21 protein-coding genes are annotated in these 23,117 nt (G+C 36.7%); 6 read left to right on the forward strand and 15 right to left on the reverse strand.

The genetic code is table 11. The features are described 5' to 3' along the window. Nucleotides 1-96: 96 nt before the first annotated feature. From DRF65_RS10930 to DRF65_RS10950, 5 genes are all read right to left on the reverse strand, one after another. Entirely contained in the window at nt 97-1,197 is a 1,101-nt protein-coding gene (locus DRF65_RS10930) for a PIN domain-containing protein (protein WP_123947320.1), read from the reverse strand. Between the two features lie 139 nt (nt 1,198-1,336). Beyond that, entirely contained in the window at nt 1,337-3,661 is a 2,325-nt protein-coding gene (locus tag DRF65_RS10935; protein ID WP_115970793.1) for an AAA family ATPase, read from the reverse strand. Continuing rightward, nucleotides 3,654-4,364 carry an ABC-three component system middle component 1 gene (locus DRF65_RS10940; protein WP_115970794.1) on the reverse strand — a complete coding sequence of 237 codons (711 nt, stop codon included), beginning with the start codon at nt 4,362-4,364 and terminating at the stop codon, nt 3,654-3,656. The genes DRF65_RS10935 and DRF65_RS10940 overlap by 8 nt, the downstream gene beginning before the upstream one ends. Continuing rightward, nucleotides 4,361-5,650: a hypothetical protein gene (locus tag DRF65_RS10945; RefSeq protein WP_115970795.1), complete on the reverse strand. Its 1,290-nt coding sequence runs from the start codon at nt 5,648-5,650 to the stop codon at nt 4,361-4,363. Before DRF65_RS10945 ends, DRF65_RS10940 begins: the two co-directional genes overlap by 4 nt. Before the next feature lie 351 nt (nt 5,651-6,001). Then, nucleotides 6,002-6,958, reverse strand: a complete 957-nt coding sequence (locus DRF65_RS10950) for a sulfite exporter TauE/SafE family protein (protein ID WP_115970796.1) — start codon at nt 6,956-6,958, stop codon at nt 6,002-6,004. A 247-nt stretch (nt 6,959-7,205) separates the two neighbouring features. Here DRF65_RS10950 and DRF65_RS10955 point away from each other — a divergent pair, with 247 nt between their 5' ends. After that, nucleotides 7,206-7,451 (forward strand): hypothetical protein, encoded by a 246-nt coding sequence (locus DRF65_RS10955; RefSeq protein WP_115970797.1) that lies wholly within the window; start codon nt 7,206-7,208, stop codon nt 7,449-7,451. Between the two features lie 52 nt (nt 7,452-7,503). Beyond that, nucleotides 7,504-8,280, forward strand: coding sequence for an SOS response-associated peptidase (locus DRF65_RS10960; RefSeq protein ID WP_165852206.1), 777 nt, complete (start codon nt 7,504-7,506; stop codon nt 8,278-8,280). Between the two features lie 79 nt (nt 8,281-8,359). Here the strand turns inward: DRF65_RS10960 and DRF65_RS10965 are convergent, their stop codons facing one another. Next, nucleotides 8,360-8,920: a putative glycolipid-binding domain-containing protein gene (locus DRF65_RS10965; protein ID WP_115970799.1), complete on the reverse strand. Its 561-nt coding sequence runs from the start codon at nt 8,918-8,920 to the stop codon at nt 8,360-8,362. A gap of 504 nt (nt 8,921-9,424) precedes the next feature. Here DRF65_RS10965 and DRF65_RS10970 point away from each other — a divergent pair. Continuing rightward, nucleotides 9,425-10,153, forward strand: a complete 729-nt coding sequence (locus DRF65_RS10970) for an NAD-dependent epimerase/dehydratase family protein (protein WP_115970800.1) — start codon at nt 9,425-9,427, stop codon at nt 10,151-10,153. Between the two features lie 107 nt (nt 10,154-10,260). On the opposite strand, the gene DRF65_RS10975 is transcribed toward DRF65_RS10970, so the two are convergent. The 9 genes from DRF65_RS10975 to DRF65_RS11015 all read right to left on the reverse strand — a co-directional run bounded on the left by DRF65_RS10975 (nt 10,261) and on the right by DRF65_RS11015 (nt 19,997). Continuing rightward, nucleotides 10,261-10,713 (reverse strand): Hsp20/alpha crystallin family protein, encoded by a 453-nt coding sequence (locus DRF65_RS10975; protein WP_115970801.1) that lies wholly within the window; start codon nt 10,711-10,713, stop codon nt 10,261-10,263. 194 nt (nt 10,714-10,907) lie between these two features. Then, a complete protein-coding gene (locus tag DRF65_RS10980; protein ID WP_115970802.1) occupies nt 10,908-11,456 on the reverse strand; it encodes a hypothetical protein in 549 nt (182 codons plus the stop codon). Between the two features lie 324 nt (nt 11,457-11,780). Further along, on the reverse strand, nt 11,781-13,370 hold the full coding sequence (locus DRF65_RS10985; RefSeq protein WP_115970803.1) for a Na+/H+ antiporter: 1,590 nt from the start codon (nt 13,368-13,370) through the stop codon (nt 11,781-11,783). Nucleotides 13,371-13,381: 11 nt separating this feature from the next. Then, nucleotides 13,382-14,389: a bestrophin family protein gene (locus DRF65_RS10990; RefSeq protein WP_115970804.1), complete on the reverse strand. Its 1,008-nt coding sequence runs from the start codon at nt 14,387-14,389 to the stop codon at nt 13,382-13,384. 74 nt (nt 14,390-14,463) lie between these two features. Beyond that, nucleotides 14,464-15,213, reverse strand: a complete 750-nt coding sequence (locus DRF65_RS10995; protein WP_228438638.1) for a hypothetical protein — start codon at nt 15,211-15,213, stop codon at nt 14,464-14,466. A gap of 95 nt (nt 15,214-15,308) precedes the next feature. Next, nucleotides 15,309-16,046, reverse strand: coding sequence for an SDR family oxidoreductase (locus DRF65_RS11000; protein ID WP_228438640.1), 738 nt, complete (start codon nt 16,044-16,046; stop codon nt 15,309-15,311). A 13-nt stretch (nt 16,047-16,059) separates the two neighbouring features. Continuing rightward, nucleotides 16,060-16,878 (reverse strand): helix-turn-helix domain-containing protein, encoded by an 819-nt coding sequence (locus DRF65_RS11005; protein WP_115970807.1) that lies wholly within the window; start codon nt 16,876-16,878, stop codon nt 16,060-16,062. Nucleotides 16,879-17,198: 320 nt separating this feature from the next. After that, complete coding sequence (locus DRF65_RS11010) at nt 17,199-18,593, reverse strand: aldehyde dehydrogenase family protein (RefSeq protein WP_115970808.1); 1,395 nt, start codon at nt 18,591-18,593, stop codon at nt 17,199-17,201. Between the two features lie 411 nt (nt 18,594-19,004). After that, entirely contained in the window at nt 19,005-19,997 is a 993-nt protein-coding gene (locus DRF65_RS11015) for a hypothetical protein (RefSeq protein ID WP_123947321.1), read from the reverse strand. A 560-nt stretch (nt 19,998-20,557) separates the two neighbouring features. Here DRF65_RS11015 and DRF65_RS11020 point away from each other — a divergent pair. From DRF65_RS11020 to DRF65_RS11030, 3 genes are read left to right on the forward strand one after another with little or no spacing between them, the layout of a single operon-like run. Then, nucleotides 20,558-21,814 carry a site-specific integrase gene (locus DRF65_RS11020; RefSeq protein ID WP_115970810.1) on the forward strand — a complete coding sequence of 419 codons (1,257 nt, stop codon included), beginning with the start codon at nt 20,558-20,560 and terminating at the stop codon, nt 21,812-21,814. Between the two features lie 17 nt (nt 21,815-21,831). Beyond that, nucleotides 21,832-22,074 carry a hypothetical protein gene (locus tag DRF65_RS11025; protein WP_165852207.1) on the forward strand — a complete coding sequence of 81 codons (243 nt, stop codon included), beginning with the start codon at nt 21,832-21,834 and terminating at the stop codon, nt 22,072-22,074. A gap of 29 nt (nt 22,075-22,103) precedes the next feature. Then, a complete protein-coding gene (locus tag DRF65_RS11030; protein ID WP_115970812.1) occupies nt 22,104-23,117 on the forward strand; it encodes a zinc-binding dehydrogenase in 1,014 nt (337 codons plus the stop codon).

The raw sequence follows: 23,117 nt of genomic DNA on the forward strand, positions 1-23,117 counted from the left end.
GTAACGAAAGTCCTAAAGTTTCCTATAATAAGGTAATTTTAAACTGAAATCATCAATCCACAGATCTGGAAATTTATATACCACAACTAACTACGATCACTCGTTTTCTCCTGCAAAATCATTTATTTCCATTGCTAAACAATCAAAGTTATTGTCAATCATAATAGTTAATGTTACAGGCATTTGAACTACCTGCCATGCTCTTAACACATGATCATTCCAATCGAAATCTAAGATACGGAAATCTTTATTATTTGAACTGTAATAGTCGTGCTTATCAATAAAGACTTCAATACCCAAATGCATATCTGCTTTAACATCTAATATATATTCCGTACCTGCAAGCTTTTTAACCGATAAATTCTCATAATCATAGAAAACTTCTGTAATTTCTTCAATAGTTGGCGCATCCTCAAAGTTTGAAGTATCAAAAGTCCAATTTCCCAACTGGGCGCCGATTAGGATCTCCTCCAAAAATTCGTCAATTTTAGTTCCCATTTTTAACTCCCAAAATTCCTTATCTCTAAGCCTCGCCTCAACTTGGCTAGCATGCTCCAAGTAAATTTTGGTAAATACTTCATTAAAAACGTGAAGATTCTCGTACACACCAATTGAATCTGCTGGTAAACTTTCGTTTTCCAATTCATAAGCTAAATCATCATGAAGTTTAATATTGTCAAACAGAAAGTCTTTATGGTTAGCAGTAATGAATCCAACTTCTGGAGATAAAACAATGTCTGCGTTTTCCTTTGGAACTAAGGACTTGACATTTTCCCATATAAGGCAATCACGGTATCCCTTTTCGTTGGCATTAAATGGCTTTTTAGTTTGCATAGCTTTACGGGCCAGAAATCTATGAGAAGTTTCTGGATAGTCCAGTATAACAATATTGTTTTCCTCAATTATTCTCCTTAACCGCGCTTCATAAGCTTCACATGTTGCCAGCACTATTTCTTTAGTTAAAGGACTTGCGATTTTTGTTTTTCCAAGTTTATTAAATTTATCGATTTCCGAACTTACATCGCTACCTGCTTTTTCCAATCGCTGTTTGTACTTATTCAATACTTCATCAATTACCAAATCTGGTATAAACAATTCAATTTCTCCATTTTTGGAGCTCGACAATAAAATAATGAAGCTTGGACTAGCCATTGCGTAATCAGCAATTATTATGTTAGCGTCTAAAATTACCTTCAATTTTCTTTGTTTTAAGATTTCATAAAGCTAAAGTAAAGCATTTATTCCATATCAATAAGATGAATTCTATGAATCGCACAATCTTTTTATTCTGAACAAAAGAACTGGAATGCTCTTATAAAATGGGGAAACCCGACAATTACTGCCAATCTCTCATGTTAATATTTTTATTGCTTAATCCAAATTTATCAAATTTATATCTGATAAATCTTGAATACTTGTCTTCATGGGTAGACAATACAATCTGTTGGTCAGCGAAATTGTATTTTAATAATTCAACAAGTGAATGTGCATTGATCTCATCTAAGGTTTGTAACGGATCATCAATAAAAATCATTCCCAATTGTGATTGATTAAATACTTTGTTTAAGACCAGCATAAGAGAGATTACGGTTGCCGAGAGTTGTCCTGAACTTAGTGTGAAAGCCACCTCCTGATCTTTATAACATGGCGTGATATATAGCTGCTTATCTTTCTTTTCCATTTCAAAATCTATATTTAACCCAGAACCAAGACTGTGATTCTGCAGAATCTTACCTGTATAAATATGAAATGGAATTTTTATCTTTTCTACGATGCTATTTGTATATTTATTGATTTGAGCGTCCATATTTTGCGACAATTTATTCAGTCTTGACCACGCAACATCCAACTTCTCTATTTTATTTTTTCTAACGGTAATATTATGGCTTATAGCATTATAAAAACGCCATTGCACATAATTTCGTTTATCCGCAATACTTTCCTCAGACATCTCATCCAATTCTTTAAAGCTACCATCTAGGTAATATGAAAAATCATTTCTTATTGCAACTTGATCCAATGTCTCGTCAATAATTGGCCTGCTGTTATTGATCAATTGAAGAAGAGTCTCTTTAGACAATACAATATTTTCAATAGTTCTGTGATTAATTATACCTAAAATCTGCTCTTTAACTTGATTTTCAAACAAGCCAACAAAAGTTTCGAATTCATCCCGTTTTCCAACATAATCTAGAAGCTGTGCAAAAAAATCATCATCAACAAGGCCATTTTTTTCCTGTGCTAATCTTTGGACCTCTGCGATTAGATATAGTGTTACCTTACTTAATATCGATTCGTTAAAATCTTTCTTTGTACCCTCAAATCTGGCATTATTTTCTAAATAACCGGCGAATATTTTTGATTCAGTCTCCTCTATATGTTTTATCAATTCCAAGGAAGTTTGCCAGTCGAAACCGCAGGTAGGGCATTCGCTGTCTTTAATAGGAATCACTTCTCTATACTGAATATTTATTTGCAGGAGCTGTTCGCGCTTTTCCTTCAGATCGGATAGAATTCTATTGTCAGTACTAAGATTTTCTTCCATTGATAGAATAGTTTTTAGTGAGCTACTATAACTTGGAAAATATTCGCTTAAACCAATCTTACTAGAAAGAAAAGCGGTTACCGTCTCTACACTTAGATTTTTAAAATCAAACTTCTCTATAAAAGCTAGTATGGCTGTATTACTTTTAATAATTTTATCAATTTCTATCCTTCTTTCATGCTCCTCTTTCAATAGATTGAAATTTTTCACTGACCAGTAATAACGCAAAAATATATCACTGGCATTGGTATTAATGAAAGAGTTAATACTATGATTTACAAGAACTTTCTTAACTTCTTCTCGGTTAATAATAAGGTACTCTAGTTTATTTAACTCCAAAAGATATTGTTGTTGAACGTCTGGGTCGGTATTTTTGATGTCTTCCCGATCCCACTCTAACTCTTTATTTTGTAGTAGCCTGCTATAAAAAACATTTGACACGGTATTGGTAACTGCTGATAAGTTATTTTTTTCCAACAGGATGATTTCGTCTGCATATACCTTAGTTTTCTTCCTTATCTGATCTTTTGAATCATTGACTTTTGCTAAAAGTAAACGCTCCTCTTCCCCACCTAATAAAGACTCCAATGTACTATATCTGTTCTTTGGATCTTTCTTCAAAAAATATGTGTTCTCATCTTGCTCCACGTAATTCAGCAAGTTGAACAATGATTCAACATTATCAAATTGAAGCAGCTCCTCAACTTCTTGTATCCCCGAATCTCTTTGATTATCATTAATATATAATTTTGAAAGAGTAAAAATTTTTCCAAAATTATTGTCTGCAGAGGAGCTGCTGCTCGCCGCTGGAAATATGCGCTTTATTTTTATATGGTTTCCATCATCATCACTTAAGACAGCTGAAATGATTATTTCTTGTTCATTGTATTTGTGGATTGGGCTATCCCTGAATTTATACCTTTTATCTACAAAGGAAGTTTTTGATTTTCTAGGGTTACCGGCAAATAGAATTTCAATAGCTTCAAAACAGGTTGTTTTTCCATAACCGTTGGGACCATCATAGACTACTAGATGCTTCCCATCAAAGTTAAAATCGGCCTCTGTAATACACTTAAAATTCTTAATGTAAAGATTGGATATTTTAAATTTATTCATCGTTGTCTATTTGAAATTGTGCTACAAAAGATTCGATATCCATGTTTACCTCATAATTATCGGAAACGATCGCCAGTAGACTTTTGTCCTGATCTGATAATCCTTCTTCGAACAAGTTTGAAATTGTTGTCAGTCCAAAACTTCCGCTTTGATAATTTAGGAATGGAAGTTTGATAAAAAGATTCATAAGAAGCTGATACCAGCTTTCCTGCTTATCATTGATAAAAGTACTATTCTCCAATGCCATATTATTTAATCTCTCTGGCAAGTTATCATAAACTGTTCGAGCAGTTTCAGAAGTTAACTTCTCAAAATCAGAATTTAGGTAAGGCAAAATATATTTTTTTGCGATCTTGTAATTCTCCTCAATTTTGTGGATATTCTTTAATATGTTTTCATCTTCGAGCGTATTCAGTTCTACTACAATAATACTTGATAGATTAAAATCTATGATGCTTCCGAACGTTTTTACTTGCTCGTACTCTTTAACAGTGTCTAAATACGCATTAATTCCATAATCCAAATTATGTATATCTTGCTCTACATCAAGGTGATGCAATAGCGCAGCATACGCACCACATATTAAAATATAGAAATCATCTCTGTTCTCAAAATAAAATAAAGTAGGATTTAATTTATTGTCCGTTATTTCTAATGTTCGCAGCCCACTTGCGATTGCTATTTGTTTGATTAGATCTTTCATGATTTTAGGTCATTTATAGTCTCAGAAAGTTTTTTTAATCCGTAATTCTTGATGGGATTTGTAATATCGATTGTAGAATCTGAAAAGTTATCGGGAACATCAGTTATATTCCTAATAAGATCCTTTACTTTACTTTGATCATAGGTTATTTGTTCCGTAATAATATAGTCAACATCACTTAGGTTGTTCTCCTGTATGTTTTTAAAATAGCCCTGAAGTTGAATTTTATCAAAACTTGTCGGTGGATCACTGATATTGGAGCTTATCAGTGATAATTGGTATTTCTCATCATTATGATCAAACACAAGATCTTTATAACTGGGCGGGAAATCAATACCTTCAATAGCTTTTGTAATTATACTATGTATAATGCCAGCATCCATATATAATGCGAAATCCTCTCGCAAATTACGATCGCTAATAGCTTTATGAGCATTAATTCGCTCTTTAATTAGTTTTTTTACCCTATCAAATCCTAAAAGGTCTAAACTTTCACAGCACTCTTGTAACTTATCATGCCACAGAGCCTCATTCGGGTTAGCAAGATCATAAATTGCGACAGGTTCCGATAGTGTTTTTAAAAATGCCTTTACAATGGTAATCCAAAAAAGATCACTATTGAACGCAATATCTGATTTTTCAATCCACTTCTTGATTTCGCTAAGCGGAATGGACTTCACCTGCTTTGTACGATGACGTTCCTTTATGAGATTAACAATATTATGGAGACAGAAATTCCTTTTTAAAGCAATATCTTCATGAGAAACAGTATCTGCTGGAAAAAGTTTGTTTATTTCTGCGTCAATCTTATCTGAGATATTCTCTAACTTATAAACTCCGTGAATTACGGAAAATTTATCAAATTCAATAGCTTGATAACGTTTATTGAAAGAAGAATGGTCTTGCGTGTAATCAGTAATTTCCTTGTCTGTAATTAAAGAGCAATGTATCGGTCTTTTCCTTTTACTTAAGCTGTAGTATTCAATCTTTCCCTGCCCTTTAGTACCTTTTAGTACGGTTTTCGAATAGTGGTACTTATTTAATAGCTCCGCGATAACATCTTTATATTTACCTAATTTATCAGCACCTTTACTTAGGTATGCCTTAACTTGAAAAACCTCTAACACATCGGTTTTGATGGAAAAATCTTCATCTTGCTCTAATCTTAAACAGTAATGTTCAGGAATGTCTGCCCCGCAAGTATTGATTATTTCAATTGCTTTGCATAAAGCAACTTCTCCTTGAAAAATATATCCTGACCAACTTGGTGTAGCATCCGTACTCATTGTTCCAATTTAAAAGAATTTTATTTATTTGCTAAACATTTCTATGACCATAACCACCATATCTAAGGAAGTTAGCAAAAAAAAAATTCTGAAGAAGTACCTGAATTATTTAATAGAGCTAACCTGCATTTCAGGTTTCATTTATCTCATGGCTATTGCAATCTACGTTTTTTTAAAAAAGGTTACAACTAAATTTTTTCGTCATTCAAACTTAGTTCAACAAAGCGACAAAACATGTCGCTTCCTTTATTTTATTCTTACTAGCATTTACACTAAATATATTACATAGCTTAAATTTACAAAGGTCAGTTGATATTTCTTTACGGGTTCCCGTATGCACAGTTCGTTGATTCAGCAGTTTAAATTCCCATAAAAATTACGATCAACTGTATAAGTATGGTTAACCGGATCTCTTTCGCACTTTCCAATATACGTCTCTTCCTCATGGTCATATAGGTAGACCTTGCCTGTACAGCCCCTTTTGACGCAACTAACCGACCTTTTATAAAAAGTAAAATTCCACATCGAATTTCGATGGATCGATCTATGTATTGCTTCATTAAAGATTATCTCCCCTCCTACCGGCAATTTTCCACTACAGATTAAGTACAAAATTTTGTGGGGGAATTTCGTTTTCTTTATCCCTTTTCCAAATAAAATAAGATATAGGACTAAAAAGACAAAAAGTCCCATCATTGCTATTCCCCAAACCTGTTCATTGAAATGCAAAAAGTAAAAGAGCACTCCAACGACAACGCAGATAATTATCAGCAGAGTGTACCAATGAATAGAATCTTTTATCGCTTCCCGAAAGGTGAAAGATTCGCTTTCGTCTTCATTTTCCGCAAAATAGATCGAATTATCTCGCGAAATATCTACATCCCTATTTAGTATTTTTTCAATCTGCTTCTTAGGGAAATCAAAAATTTCTCTTGCAATTGTATAATGTGTTAAAACCTCCACGGAAATAGTAGGATAAATACCTCTTAGTCTGTTAACAACCTCAGCATAGGCTGTAGGCAAGGCCCTATTAGTAACATAGGTAAATTTTCTAACATCGTGGTTTTTAGTGACGCAGTTAAAAAAATCAAAAGTTATCTTTCTTTTAAAATCACTTCGTGAAGAAATTGCAAAATAATGCTTGGAGTCATAAATATAACCATCTTTACCACCATCACCTTTTCTTCCATTTTCAGTTGTCCGCTCAAATCGTGATCCGTATTTGGCATCCAAATATCTCTCCATATACTCTTGAAATTGCGCGCCTCCTTTTCCTTCCAAAAGGAGTTCCATAAGATCTAATTGCATAATATTATTTTTTTAGAATATATGGGTTCTAGTATAATTTTCAAAATCAGAAAATGAATATTAAAAAGTGCAAATCAATGCAACTCCACATCAGTGCTTTCTCCGCAGAAAAAATTGAGAGCAATCATAAAAAGATAAGGTGTAATTACTTAAATGCTTGTAGTAACTTGCCAATATGGATAGATAAAAATTAATTTTTATTATAAAATCAGTAAATTTATATAACAACTAAGTGTAGTATAATGCGATGGGTAATTTGTTTGAAAACAATAAGTTTGAGATCCAAGTCGGAGGTCTGAAAATTGCTGTAATTGAACATACAGTAAAGGAGCAGCAGGTTTATCATCTTGTTTTTGACGATAATAGAGCGCCATTAGTAATTACCTCAGCGAAAACATGGAATGGCGAAGTATGGACAAGTATCCCACAAGGAAGACAAACAGAAGCGGAACTTTTCGGTAAGGAAATTAGTAAACATTTAAAAAATAAATAGTATGTGTTATTATAATAGACAACGTGTATCAAGAGACGAATTTATTCGACTCATGGATCTAGAAAAAGCTGTTATGAACTACGATTTTCTAGATCAAGAAATTCACGAGGGATTTAATTATGGAAACATTGCGGTTTTGCGTCCCACGGAAGACAAATGCAACTTTGACATCGTCCAGATGGAATGGGGTTTTATTCCTTCGTATGTAAAAAATAGAGAAAATGTAAAAAAGATGCGCTTTGGTTACAAGGATGATAAGGGTAAATGGCATCAACCTTATACAACTTTAAATGCAAAAAGTGAAGAACTTTTACTGACAGATGAAACTACAGGTCGAGAAAAAATGTTTCGGAAAGCAGCATTGGAAAGAAGATGCTTAATTTTATCAAGTGAATTTTACGAGTGGAGGCACCTTTACCGTCTTAACAAGAAAACCAATCAACCCCTCAAAACAGCAGATAAATATCCATACCATATCGGGCTTAAGGGAAAAGAATACTTTTTTATTGCAGCTATCTGGCAAAATTGGACTGACAAGGACACAGGAGAAACAGTGGATACGGTAGCTTTGGTAACCACAGAAGCGAATCCTCTAATGAGACAGATTCATAATTCTAAAAATCGTATGCCTACTATGCTGCCAGATGAACTTGCGTGGGAATGGACGATGCAGGATCTCAGTGAGGAACGAATTACGGAGCTTGCAACTTATCAGATCAGCGCCTCTGATATGGAAGCTTATACAATAGAAAAAGAATTTAAAACAACTGGAACTCCTACTAAAGCATTTGTTTATGCAGAAGTACCAGAACTTACCTATGAAGTTTAATATGCCTTAAAATTCCAATGCTATTTACCTGTTGTTAAACTGCTCTTTTAAAAAGTTCTTTCCCAATAGCAAGACGCACTTACTTTGCCACATTTTCGGCAACAACTTCAAATAGACCTGGGTAACTCTTTACAATGCCTTTTGCATCAACTTGAATAATCGAAGAAAAATCTGAATCACAGTTTTCGTACAGATATTGATCTTTGGATATACGTGAATACCGCTGCTTAACTGCTTTTAGGTCATTCGCTAAAATGTCAATATAAAGCACATCAATAACATGTTGTTCACCAATAGCCATATGCAGATTATTAATAGGAAGGCTATTTGTCAAGGGAGTTACAGAAATATCTATATAGTGCAAACCACGAAATTCAGATCTGAGCTGGTCGTTAATCAACCACTCTTCCCCCTGTTCTTTTCCAAGAACTACAGCTGTGACGCCATCAATTTCGGATGTTATCTCAAACTCCTGTACACACCACTCCGCATTTATTTTTAAGACATAACTCACGTTGTAAATCTTGCCCTGATGATTTCCAACGATGATTGACTCAACAGCAAGCATGTCCGCCTGTTTCTCAATCTTGCAATGTTCCCACGATTTATAAAACAAACCGCGCCATACTATTAAATTCATGCTCAAACTGTTAAATTAAACTTATTTTCCTATATGCTTTGCGAACTTTTCAAGCCGGCACAATTACCAAGGATTATGGGATCGAAAACATTTTCTCGCAATCGTCGCCATCGCTTGTTTAGTGCCAGGCAGAGAGGCCGAACGGTAAAACCACCCGGCCTCATGAGTAGATCAACATGTGTAATATAGCAAAGAACAAGAGTAAATTAAAAAAGTTTTCTTGATAGGGATAATCACATTTTGCTACTATTTATTCAAATATTTCCCACGTTGCGCCGCAACACCGGCGCAATACTATAATACAATGACCAAAATAATAGTAGCGATGCCATATGTTATTGTTATCTTTGTTTCTCTTAAAATAGCACTTCTTCCTACGTGGGGGTGAGCAAAAAAAGCCTATAATATTGATCCTAATATGGAATTACATCTGGTAGGCAATCCTACTTCACAAATTATTTAACTATCTATAAGCCTCTTACTGCCGTACAAACAAATATACTCATGCAAAAAAAAATATTAATTACAGGTGGTTCCGGTAAAATCGGCAGTCACTTTATTCAAGCTTTTTTCGATCAATATCAATTGCGCATTTTTGATCTTCATCCGCCCAGAATTCAAAATGAGTCGGTCGAATTTTTTCAGGGAAATCTTACTGATAAAGAATACCTCATTGAGGTTTGTAAGGATGTAGACATTGTTATTCACCTCGGTGGAATAGCCAATCCAGATGCACCTTTTAACGATTTACTGGATGCCAATATTATCGGCACAAAAAATGTTATAGATGCAGCTATTTTGGGGGGCTGTACAAAAATCATTTATGCAAGCAGCGCACAAACAATAGAAGGCTACCCAAAAGATGTTCAAATCAATAGTGACATGGCTGTAAAGCCCGGTAACCTTTATGGTGTTTCCAAATGTTTTGGTGAAGCACTTCTCTCCTACTATTGCTATAGCAGCGATTTAAGTGCAATCTGCCTTCGAATTGCTGCGTACGAATTCCCCGGGGACTTTACAGAAATGAATGCACGGGACATGAGCGCATATCTACATCCTGATGATCTCAATCAACTGCTGCATCTTTGCATTGAATCAAAAGACATAAAATTTGAAATTGTAAATGCTATTTCAAACAATACATATAAGAGACTTGATATACAGAAGACTATAAAACTTTTAAATTATGATCCAAAGCATAACTCTTTTGACCTTTTCAAACTCAAAAAATAATTAGCCCAATTATCGAAAAATATTACGGATGCATTCTGGTCGTTCAGATCGTAAAAATCTAGTCAATTAATAACAAAAATGGATACCAATGGTATCCATTTTGCGTCTTAAGATATTTCAATCATCCTTGGTGGTTTCTGCTTTGCATCTTCCCGCTTAGGAATGGTTAACATAAGCAGACCATTTTCATATCTCGCATTGATATTGTCCTGGTCCACTACATCCTTCGGCAGCTCGAAGCTTCGTTGGAAGGACTGATAACTGAATTCCCTTCGTGTAAAGTTATCTTCTTTTGTTTCATTGCTGTCTTCTTTCATGGATGAAATGGTGAGCAAGTTACCGTCCAGCTTGATCTGAAAATCATCCTTGTTCATTCCGGGTGCAGCGACCTGCACTTCGTAAGCATCACCGTTTTCTTTTATGTTCACCGAAGGTACCGTTGTGCTGGTTGATGAGTAGTTGTTATTACCCCAGTTAAAAAGTTCACGGCCAAATAAATCATCAAAGATGCTTGAAAAGCCTAAATTATTGTTTCCGTTTCTTCGCATTAGAGTATTCATAATAATCTTCTTTAAAAAAAGTTTAACAATCAATTATAACACTTCAGCTGGCCAGCTGTGCTTAAAAATCTACAAAAAAAATACCAATGGACATAATGTGAAATTTTTTCAGGATTTCTGCCAAAATTGCAGGACTGCTCTTAAAGGCAGGACACGAAACTTCGTAATGCAAAAACTATAACCATATAAAGATTTTAGACCTCTTGGAAAGCAACTCCGGCATATCTTTGCTGATAGATCAGGCTGTTGAAAGATGAACCTATTTTGACCTGTCTTAAAACCTCGTTTTGAAATTCCACTTCCTCTTCCAATAACTTATTCCAATACGCAGGTCGCTCCGAAAAATTCTCACAATAGTCTAACGTGTCAATTATTCCAACAAATAGTTTAACGAGATTTGTGGAGAACTTCATATCAGAAGTGGCACCAGCAAATGCATCCAAAATAAATAGTGCAATTGGTTTCGGCTCTTCGTAACTGTCAGCATAGACGTCTACATTAGCAATACTCTTTTCAATAGCTTGCCGGTAGTTTTGTACGTTTCCGTTTTTGATATCAGCAATTAATTGCTTTTTCTTTATTCTCATCTGAATATACTGGTATAGAACAGCCTCAAAGTTTGGCAACTGGAAGTAAAATCCTAAAATGGCGATTGTTAGACTTTTCCTTTGCTCAGCGGATGAACTGAGTAGTCCATCAATTAACCGATTGGTGTGCTGGTCAATCTGTTTTACTATATCCATAATCCCTTGTTCCTATCTAATCTATTCAAATATATTTTACTAAAGTAAACTATTCTTTCAAATTTACCTATCCTAAGGGTCACTCTTATTGTGCTATTTTTTGTTTCAGTTATTACTTTATAATAAGAGCGGTGTACCAAGAATTCTATTCAAATATAAAGCGCAGTAGTACAGAGATATCGGCGTCCCAAATAACGGTTCTTTGTATCCCTATAAAAAACACCCGAAGCCTAAGAGCATCGGGTGTTGTAGCCATAACATCATTTTCAGTACTTTTGAGCTATTTGAAAAAAAAGGACACTATTAATTTCGATTTTACAACCATTATTCTATCCGTAAACGCTCTTCTTCCAAATCTAATTTAAGAAGATAAAGCCTGGTAACTTCTTCGTCAATCAGCGGATTTTCCCTATTTTCTTTTCTGAGCCATTCACGCTGTTTTTCCATTGTGGCAAAATAGATCTCCTTTCCTTCTGGAGAAAGTGTAAAGATGGATTCTTCATCTTCTCCCTCTTCTCTCTCCCATCGGATTATCATATTTTTGATGTACAGATTTTCATCGTGCCCGCCTTTGAAATTTTTCCTTAAATAGGACAAGGCTACATCTTTCATTCCTTTTTGCAAGACGATGCTGGCTTCTTTTTCTGACATATGATAAGGCGTCTCTACCGGTATTTTTAACCATTTGATCAACGCCGGAAGCGTAAGGCCCTGAACTATTAAGGTTGCCAAAATGACCACGAAGGTGATAAAAAGGACGAGATCCCGATGTGGAAATGGTTGCCCGTTTTCGAGCGCTACAGGAATGGACAATGCTGCGGCCAATGAAACCACGCCACGCATCCCCGTCCAGCCGAAAAGGATCGGGGATTTTCGTTCTGGATTAGGGTCTGCAACGTTAATAAAGTTTCGAACAATTAAAAGGGTTAAGACTATGAGGTAAGAAGCTATAAAACGAACAACGATTAAGATGGCTGTAACGATCAATCCGTATCCGATTGCCTCTGAAATTTTCACCCCCTCATTTTTCAATCCAGCTGTAATTTCCGGTAAGTCAAGCCCGATAATCAGAAATACGATACCATTTATCAGGAAAGTGAAGCTTTCCCAGACATTAAATCCTTTTAAGCGTGATTCCGGTGTTTTCAGCCATTGGTGCCTCCTTACCGATAAAAATAGACCTCCGCTCACCACCGATAATACACCTGAGGAATGGACTTCCTCCGCTGCAATATACATCATGTAAGGCGCTGCCAGACTTAAGATGACATCCATGTTGACATCTGTAGGGAAAATTTTATGAACCTTCAAAAAGATAAAACCTAAAACCAATCCGATACCAACACCACCAAATACCATCCAGCCAAAGCTTATTGCTGCATCCTGCCATATAAACTGTCCGGTGGCTACGGCTACTAATGCAAAACGAAAGATAATCAAGGATGAGGCATCATTTAAAAGGCTTTCACCTTCCAGCACTGTAGTATAGTTTTTGGGTATCTTCACATACTTAAGGATGGCTCCTGCACTAACCGCATCCGGTGGCGAAACAATACCGCCCAATACAAATCCTAAGGCCAATGAAAAGCCGGGAATATAGGAATTGGCTACAAAGGCGACAATAATTGCAGTAAGAAAAACAACGATGAAAGCAAAGCTTGCAGTGACACCTCGCATTTTCCACAACTCTTTCCAGGATATCTGGAAAGCACCTTCATATAAAAGTGGTGGAAGAAAAATAATAAAAATCAGTTCGGGTTCAATTTTAATCGGAGGTATTCCTGGTATAAGGCTGATCAGAAGTCCCGCAACAACCAACAGGATCGGGTATGCAATCTTCATCATCTTTGCAAGCATAATGGCAAAAATAATGACCATAACTAGCCCTAAATAAAATACAAAGCTCTCTATCATAAACGTATTTATTACATTAAAATATTATTCTGTGCAGCTAATGGTTGTGGTAGATCTTTGTCATCCAGCATATCTTTTAGATCAATTTCAAGCATACGGCTGATCTGCGTGATGGGTACATCATTCGGATTCCCCTCGAATGGGTTTACAGAACTCTCACCGATGGTATCCAATATGTGAAATGCCCACGCAATCAGTGCTGTAAATGGGATATTAAACCAAATGGTGCAGCCCTCCAGAAAGGTACCTTTTCCTAAACCCTCATATTCCTTGAGCAACCCAAATGGAAGAAGCAAAATAAATATGTACATCAGAAAGGTCATGACTGTTTCGAAGTTTCTGGGATATGGAAAGTTCTTTATTCTTTCTGCTTTGCCCTGATCGTCTACTAAACGGCTAATGCCATTTTGAAGTTCCAGCCACTCAATATGGCTCAAAAGACCTTCTTTTTTAAGCTTTCCAAGACTTTCTGATTGCAATGCAATTAATTGTGTTGACTTATTTTTCTTTGACAAAATGTACTTAAGTTCCTCGTCATTCAAATATTGCTTCAGTTCTTCTTCAACATTACCTTCCCATTCAGGGATAATAAAATTTCCCTCAGAAAAATCCTGGTTGCTCCTATTTTTGGTGTTCTCCCAGGGACGGAATTCACGCAGCTGAAAACGCAAAGTAGTGAGCCAGGCAAAGTGCCGATAAAACATCAGTTTCACCATCCTGTCTTCCTTTCCGCCAAGGGTATCGCGTAAGGTAAAAGCAAAGCTTCGGCTATCGTTGATGATCGCCCCGTAAATCTGGCGGGCTTCCCATAACCGCCCATAACTCGCATTATTCTTGAAGCCGACACTAAACGCCAATGCCGTACCCAATAAGGCCACTGGTTGCCAGGGCAGCGAAAGGAAGTGCCATCCCAATGCATAGAGTACTGTCGGCACTGCCGCAATGAAAAACATCCACAATGTTTTGCGCAATGTCCATTTAAAAAAAACTAAAGCGGTGTATCTTCTACCTGTATACATAGTTTATTATATTATTTATCCCGGAAACGGCACTGCAATTTAAATTCTGTTTGCAGTATCATTCATTTATTCGATTACGACAATAGCGACAAGAAACTTTTTCTGCTCTTATCTTCAAGATTTATCACATCAAAGCGCTTGGTGGATGAGAAAGAACCTACATCCGAATCGCTGTTGATCATCACACCGCCCATTAACAGCACATATTTACAGTTATAAGTTGTAGCTTTCACCAGTTCCTGGATTCTTGCGTCAATCGCTTCATAAATAACTTCTGTCGCTTCATGTATTGGCTTTTCTGCATCTAATATTCTATGTTTCTGCTTTAAAAGTATCTGTTCAATCGTATTCATCTGATAGTCAAGATCAGTTACGTTTCCTTCTACAAGGGTTCCTTCAGACAACTTTTTTAAGGCTCCTTTCGCAGCACCACAACATCCGGAGGTATTGTGCTGACCGTAACGGAGAATTTCTCCTATTTTGCTTTCTTTGGAAATTCCGATATGCGGCCCATAATAAATAAGTACCGCTCCATCATCGGGAACATGGCTGGCAAAAGCGCCCATGCCTGTGAGCCCGGTAAAAGGAAATCCATCCAAGCCACCCATTTTAAAAGGGCCTAAAAATTCTTGTGTGGCCCGAGCCGGATACTGGATGCTATTGACATCGTCGCTACAGATACTGTCGGCCAGCATGACCTTTGATGGAGGCATATTCAGTTCATCCTCGATAAAATCTATTGTTTTGTTGAGAACATCTATTGTTGTCAGGGCATTTGGGTAGAATTGTCTTATCAATTCCAATTTTTCTTTTTTTAACATCATATTTTTTTGCTAATTGGTTTATTTTGGCGTTTAGATGAAGAAAACATATTTAATTAGAGCTACGAAGGTTGCAAGCTCCATTAAGCATGGTACTATCAAGGATTTGTCGCCCAAACAGTGGCATCAGTAATAAACCCTACATCATGCATGGTCAGCATGGATAGGGCAACGTGTGCAATTTCGGATGCTGACAGTTTTTTACCGTTTTTATCTGAACCATATCCTGACTTTTCGCCGAAATCTGTAACAACCTCGCTCGGGTTGATCTGCATCACTCGCACGTTATGCTTTCTAAGTTCTGCTCTCCAACACTCGGTCATTCCTTTTAACGCAAATTTACTGGCTACATACGCCGAACCATTGGCAAAGCCATATTGACTTGCCGTCGAACCAATATTGATAATGTTTCCTTTATCCTGGCGGGTGAAAATCTTAGCAGCCTCCCTTCCTACCAAAAATGCTCCTTTTACGTTGATGTCCCAGACCCTGGTAAAATCTTCTATCGTAGTAGAAACCAATTCGCTGAAATAACCAATTCCTGCGTTGTTGATTAACACATCCAATCCGTTCCATTTTTCCTCTATAAACTTGAAAAGATTTTCGACATCTTTTTCCTTCGAAACGTCTGCTATAAATCCTAAAATATCTAGCTCTTTAGCAGCCTCTATGACTGTTTTCTCCGTGCGGCCGCATATAAGGACCTCTGCTCCCAATTCCTTAAACAGCCTGGCCATTTCATAGCCCATTCCAGTGGCTCCACCGGTTATTAAAATTCTTGCATTTTTAATTTCCATATGATTTTTTTTTAAAAAACAGATAATTGCCTGTATCAAATCGATAATTTCATTATTCCTCAATTTGTCTTACTTCTGTGGTCGTTACACCATATTTCTTTTTGAATGCATCGTAAAAATGGGAACGGTTTTCAAAGCCCAGGTCCAAGTAAAAATCAGTCGGTTTCTGTTTTAGATATTTAATTAAATAATATGCTTCTTCCAATCTCCGCTGTAAAAGCCATTGTTTAGGTGAAGCGTTGAATATTTTTGAGAAATCCCGCTTAAAACCGGACAAACTTCTTCCGGTAAGCGTGGCAAATGATTCCAGGGGAACATTGAACATAAAATTTTGCTTCATATACTCCTCCAGATCAATTTTGTGCGGGGCCGAAAAGTCAAACAGAATCTCTTTAAAGTCCGTATTACATTGCAATAACAATTCGATTGCTTCTCTTATTTTTAAATCCGCGAGTCTTGGCGTCGCTTCTTTTTTCTTGTTAACATACGGCGCGAGCGAACTGAAATAACTTTTGAGAAAATCATCAGCCTCAAAAAATAACCGCTGGCCGCCAGCATACTTACCCGCTACTTCAATTTTATTTTCAAGTGCGTATTTCTGTAAGACCTCCTGGTCCAAGGTAATGGAAACAAATTTATACTGTCCATCCTTGGCAGGATACTTTGTCCATCGGATCAGCTGGTTCCTTTTGATCAGAACAATTGAATTTTCAGGAATGACAACAGTTCCTCCGGGATAAACAGCATGTGTTTCTCCAGATAGTTGAAGCCCTAAAAGATGTTCCGGCATAAATTCCTCTGAACCCCTATGTTTGCTGAACTGACAGGAATAAACCAATCTGTCAAATATTGTCTCTTTTGTACCCTCCATATTTCTACTTATTTATTCATGAAAACTAATCATTCCTCTACTTTTTGCGGGCTATTTAAATTCTTGTCAAGCAAACCCGTTTTACTTACCGCGTACCAATTAATATAATTGTAAATGTGAGGAATTTAACTTACAAATATTACTGGAGAAGTTTTGATCATACGAGGAATGAAGTTTCAATTTATCAATAAATATTCAAATGTTAATGAGTGCTAAATTCTCGGCCCAAATAAATACCCTTGAAGATCAGCCTAATATGGCAAACGGCATCGATCTACCACCTGCTTGAATAAACCGTATTCTGTTGAAGTCACTTAAAATTAGCCCACATTTTCAGCGATGCGTTTTAGCTTCTCAAGCTTACCTGCGTATGGGGGATAATTCAATGAATCATCTACTAGCTTGTTTCTATTGGCGATCATGATAGGTTTGAAATGCGTAAAAGCCTTAAAACTTGCATGGCCAACATAATTACCCATTCCACTGTTTCCCACACCTCCAAATGGTAGATATCTTGACGCTGCATGTATCATACAATCATTGATCGTAACTCCCCCAGCGCTGGTATGTGCAAGCACGAGGTCTTGACGCTTCTTATCATTACTGAATAGATACAATGCCAGTGGTTTTTCCTTTGTTTTCTGGAGCGCCACTAATTCGTCAATAGATTCGAAGGTTAGAACAGGCATAATAGGCCCGAAAATTTCTTCCTGCATAATAGGAGTTTCTTCTGTCACTTGGTCCAAAATGGTTGGTGAAATGTACCGGGTAGAAGCATCTGACTGTCCACCAAAAATCAGTGTTCCACTGGTGTTCATCAATCCGAGCAGCCTTTCGTAGTTTCTCTGATTGATGATAAAACCATAATCTTCGCTTTGCGAAGCATCTTCACCATAAAATTCTACCATGTATTTTTTGCTCAGTTCGATAAACTTGTCTTTGATGCTGGAATGAACATATACATGATCAACCGTAACACAGATTTGCCCTGTATTGAACAACTTTGTCCTAACCACACTCTTAGCAGCATGTTCCAGATCGGCTGTTTCGTCTATAATAGCTGGACTTTTCCCGCCTAATTCCAATATGGTTGGCGTTAAATTCTTTGAAGCTGCTGCTTGAATAATTTTACCGACCCTTGGGCTTCCTGTAAAAAATATAAGGTCGAACCGTTCCTCCAATACACGGTTAACCAGCTCCACATCTCCCAAAATACATTTGACATAATCTGGAGAAAATGTAGTTTCCACAATTTCATTAATTACTTCGCCGCAGGCCGGAGAATCGGAAGAAGGTTTAACTACAGCTGTATTTCCGGCTGCAATAGCTCCAAGCAATGGGCCGAAAATTTGCCAGTTTGCAAAATTCCAGGCGCTTAAAATAAAAACTGTTCCCAATGGTTCAGGTTTGATGATACTGTCATTTCCTGTAAAGACCGCCGGTGTATTGACATGCTCATCTTTTGCCCAGTCTTTCAGGTTCTTAATAGTGTTATTGAGTTCATCTAACACCCAGTTCAACTCGATCAAATAGGTTTCCATATCATTTCGGCCCATATCTTTCTTTACGGCTTCGAGGATCTTTGGTTCGTATTTTATAAAACTATCCCTCAGCTTTTCAAGTTGCTCTAATCTAAAATCTATTTCCAGTGTTTTTCCAGATAAGAAAAAGGCCCTCTGGTTATCCAATAAGTTCTTTATTTGTGCTTGATCCATTTTTATTGTTTTTAGTTTTTGGATGAATACTCATTTCTTCTACAAAGATCTTCTTTAATAAGGCAGTCGGTGTTCGTGAAACGACCAAATTCATGTTGGCTAATAGCTCAGATTTAGTCTGGGATATTATGTTACAAAGTAAAAACTACCAATGTTGTTAAGTCAATATCAGAAAACAGTAAAGACGGTATTGGCACATCACAAAAAATTTGACCCTGTTTAAAGAGTAATACGGTTAAGAACAAGAATTGTCCCGAGAAAAAAAACAAAATAGTAATGAACAACAAAAAAGAAACATTTTGCAATAAAATCGTATATACATTCCAAGTTGCATAAAGCCAGCCGACATCGTTACTTACAAAGTATCTATATGTCATTGCTGTCTTTTCACCGTTTCAATACTATCATACCCTAGAAAAATCTATAGGTTGCCTTAAGCGTGCGGTCTTGAAAATAATAAATCCTATCTGCTTCATTGGACTTTCGCTGTATGGAAGTCAGAAAGCCTTTGTTATCATAGCTCATGACCAGTTCGCTTACTTTTTCCCCGCTCCAGATATCTTCCATCAGTACCAGGTTCCTGTTCTTGTCATAAGTATACTTCTCGGTTTTGGCTTCAGAGCTCGAAGGTGCATGCCTGAGCTGTAGCAATAGGCCATCCTTGTACTGGTATAGCTCATCTGGGAATTTGTTTGCATCACAGCCATTATGTAAAAACAGCACTGCCGGAAATCCATCCAACGTGTAATAGGTCTTCTTTTGATAACAGGTATCTGAATTGCCGCTTTTTTTTCGAAAATTGAAATATTCTGTACGCTCCTCGGCCTCATACTTATTTTCGGTATAATAACGATATTGCCAGGACGAATATTCATTTTCAGCTGTCATCCTTTTCCAGAGGCTCGCCTCGGGCAAAGCTCCCTTTAGAATCAACTTGTCTACTCCGGGAATTGGCTCCCCCTGCCAGTCGCTATTCTGCAACCTGTTTGGCATTTTGGAATTTAATGTAAAGATCTGGATGCTGTCAACCCTGTTTTTCTGGTCGTATCGATAGCTGCTGACTTGCACAATCCCGTCCCGGTAATCTATTCTTGCTTTTTTATCAATTAATCCCTCTGCTCTGTAGTAATATCTTGTATAAAATGCAGTGTCGGTTTCTTTGCGGTCATAACGTATGCTTGTCATGCTCTCGATAGATCCATCAGGCGTAAAACTGTAGCTATATTTCACCCCGATAGTATCGCCAGTTTGAAGAAGAATATTTTTTATGCGATGGCTTTTGATAAAAGTGGGGTTAAATGGAAAAACCGTTTTTGTGAAATAATCATCGTCTTCAAATGGTGCCACATTGAAAAAGGAACTTACTTGCGCCCGGCAGAAAAGCATGGCCCCGCAAACCATCATCAGCGTCAAAATGGAATTGAATGTTACTTTTTGGTGCGTCATACTTTTGTTATTGTGAAGTGTTCAACCTGATAATTGGTTTGACAATAATAGTAAAAATTGCTGTTACCTGATAATAATCTATTTTGAAAGAGCTATTACTTCTAGCCCACAGTAAAACACCCGATGATTGGGGGTCATCGGGTGTTTAGCCATATTATTAACCTATTTTATGAAAAGTATGCTCGACCGAGCAAAAAACATTGATACCTAAAATTAAATACTTTTTTTAAAATGTCAAATGATCGGATATTTGTATGTAAAAAAGATTAGTAAAAAGCAAAAATAAGCAAAACGGTTAAAACCGTTGCTATGCAGGGTTTTATAAAACAGTAGTCTTAGTTCGGAACTCGGTGTCTGATAGGTTTTGGTCATGAAAATACAAAGTTAGGTTACTAATTCATTACCGATTTATAAAGTAACCTTTCGGTATAACTGATTATATTTCAGTGTTTTGCCCTATTTTTCATATTCCCTTGTAACTCAATACAATTTAATTTTAAACATTAAACATTTGAGTTATGGAGCAGACAAAAAAATCTACGTTCAAATTACTTTTCTACCTGAAAAAGAACGAGCCGAAAAAGAATGGTAATGCTCCTATTATGGCACGCATTACCATTGATGGGACACCTAAGACTTTGGGAACTAAGTTAGAAATCAACCTCAATAATTGGGATTTAAAGTACGGAAGAGTTGAAGGCAAGAGTGCAAAAGCACTAGGTATTAATCAAAAATTGGATAATATACGGGCACGTATCGATACCCTTTATGAAGATATGCTGAAACACGAGGGTTTTGTAACGGCACAAAAGCTGAAGCTTGCATTTCTCGGTGTTGGTGTCATGGAAGATTCCTTGCTGAAAGTATTTAAAAAGAACAATGATGATTTTGGGAAAATGGTAGTACAAGGAGAACGCTCCGAAAGTACCTACTACAAGTACAAAATTGTCTATAACCACGTTGCTGAATTTATCAAAAGCAGGTATCATCGTGATGACATGGCGTTCAGGGAATTGACGTGTGATTTTATCAGAGAGTTTGATTTCTTCCTTAGAATAGACAAAAAGTGCACACACAATACTGTTTGGGTATATACTATGCCACTCTATCGTGTTGCGGAAATAGCTGTCAAAAACGGTCTTATCAGGAAAAATCCTTTTGAAGATTATGAAATATCGATGAAGGAAAATGACCGTAGCTATTTACTTAAGGAAAACGTTGAATCCCTGTTATTACACAATCCTTCAAAACAAAATTATGAAATTGTTAAGGATCTTTTTGTATTCAGCTGTTTTACAGGACTATCTTATATAGATATTAAACAACTTAAAAGTACTAACATACAATCCTTTTTTGATGGTCACGATTGGATTATAAGCCGAAGACAAAAATCCGATGTTGCCTCTAATGTTAGGCTTATGGAAATACCCAAACGTATTATTGAAAAATATAAAGGTACTACCCGAAATGATTTTATTTTTCCTGTTCCTACAAACAAAATTTGTAACAGCCATATAGATAAACTAATTCAAGAATTAGAGATTGTTACAGAACAAAAAGTAACCTTTCACACAGCAAGGCACACATTTGGAACAATGTTTTTAACAGAGGGTGTACCACTTGAAAGCCTCAGCAAAATGATGGGACATAAAAATATTTCTACCACTCAAATCTATGCCAAGATTACCAGTCAGAAAATCAGCAAGGATATGGATCTGGTATCGCATAAATTTGCAGGAATGGAAGCCGCATTTTCTGAAATGGAGATACCGTAGCACCGTTTCAGATGGTAATGATGGGAGCCGCTACCAAAGGAACGGAAATGATTGCCGGAGCCATGACACATGCGGCATTCAATCTTGGAAATGCCCTAGGAGCTTTTTTGGGTGGCTTTCCTATAGATGCAGGATATGATTTTAATTACTCATCCTTGGTAGGCGTATTGATGACTTTAATTGGAGTGGCACTAAATGTTTGGTACATAAAAAGACATAAAAGAAAAGAGAAAGTAAAAGCAATCGGATTTAACAACTAAACAAATAATATTCAAAAGATAAATCAATTATGAAAGCAATAGTGTTGAACAGTTTTGGAGAAGCGGATAAGGCATTTAAAACAATAGAATTGCCTACACCGAAAATCAATGATGAGGAAGTCCTTATAAAAGTGAAAGCCACATCCATAAATCCCATTGACTATAAAATAAGAGGCGGACATTTACCGCATTTGGCTCCTTCCTTTCCGGCAATTCTCCATGGGGACGTATCGGGAATAGTGGAAAAAACAGGGGCCAACGTTACGGCGTTTCAGGTTGGGGATTATGTTTACGGCTGCATCGGCGGAGTAATCGGCATTGACGGGGCTTTGGCTGAATATACAAAAGCTGATTACAGATTGCTGTCCAAAATTCCAAAAAACCTGGACTTTGCAGCAGCGGCAGCTATCCCTTTGGTAGGTATTACAGCCTATGAAGCCATTTTTCAGAGAGCTAACATACAGCCTGGTCAAAAAGTCCTGATTTATGGAGGTGTAGGCGGAGTAGGACATTTGGGCCTTCAATTTGCCAAAGCGTTGAAAGCGGAAGTTTATGCTACTGTTTCCAACGAACAGGAAGCAGCAATTGCTAAGGAATTAGGAGCGAATTATACGATTGATTACAAGAAAGAAACCGTTGAGGATTTTGTAAATAAACACACAGATGGCAAAGGGTTTGATGTTGTCTTTGACACCATTGGAAATCAGCATTTGAAGAACAGCTTTGAAGCTGCCAAAAGAAAAGGAACAATAGTAACAACCGTATCACTGGATACCATTGATATATCACTTATTCACGAAAAGGCGCTGACATTCCATACGGTATATATGATTATCCCTATTCTTTATAACGATGAAGCAGGAAAACGGGAACACGGACAAATCTTAAGGCACATTACTGAACTGGTGGAGCAGGGAGAAGTTAAGCCATTGATTTATGGTGTTAAATTCACATTTGAGCAGATTGCCGAAGCCCACCAACGTGCTGAAAATGGAGGTTTAATTGGTAAGATTGTTATGATAAATAGTTCGGATAATAATTAA

Source organism: Chryseobacterium pennae (genome assembly GCF_003385515.1).
Classification (GTDB): domain Bacteria; phylum Bacteroidota; class Bacteroidia; order Flavobacteriales; family Weeksellaceae; genus Chryseobacterium; species Chryseobacterium pennae.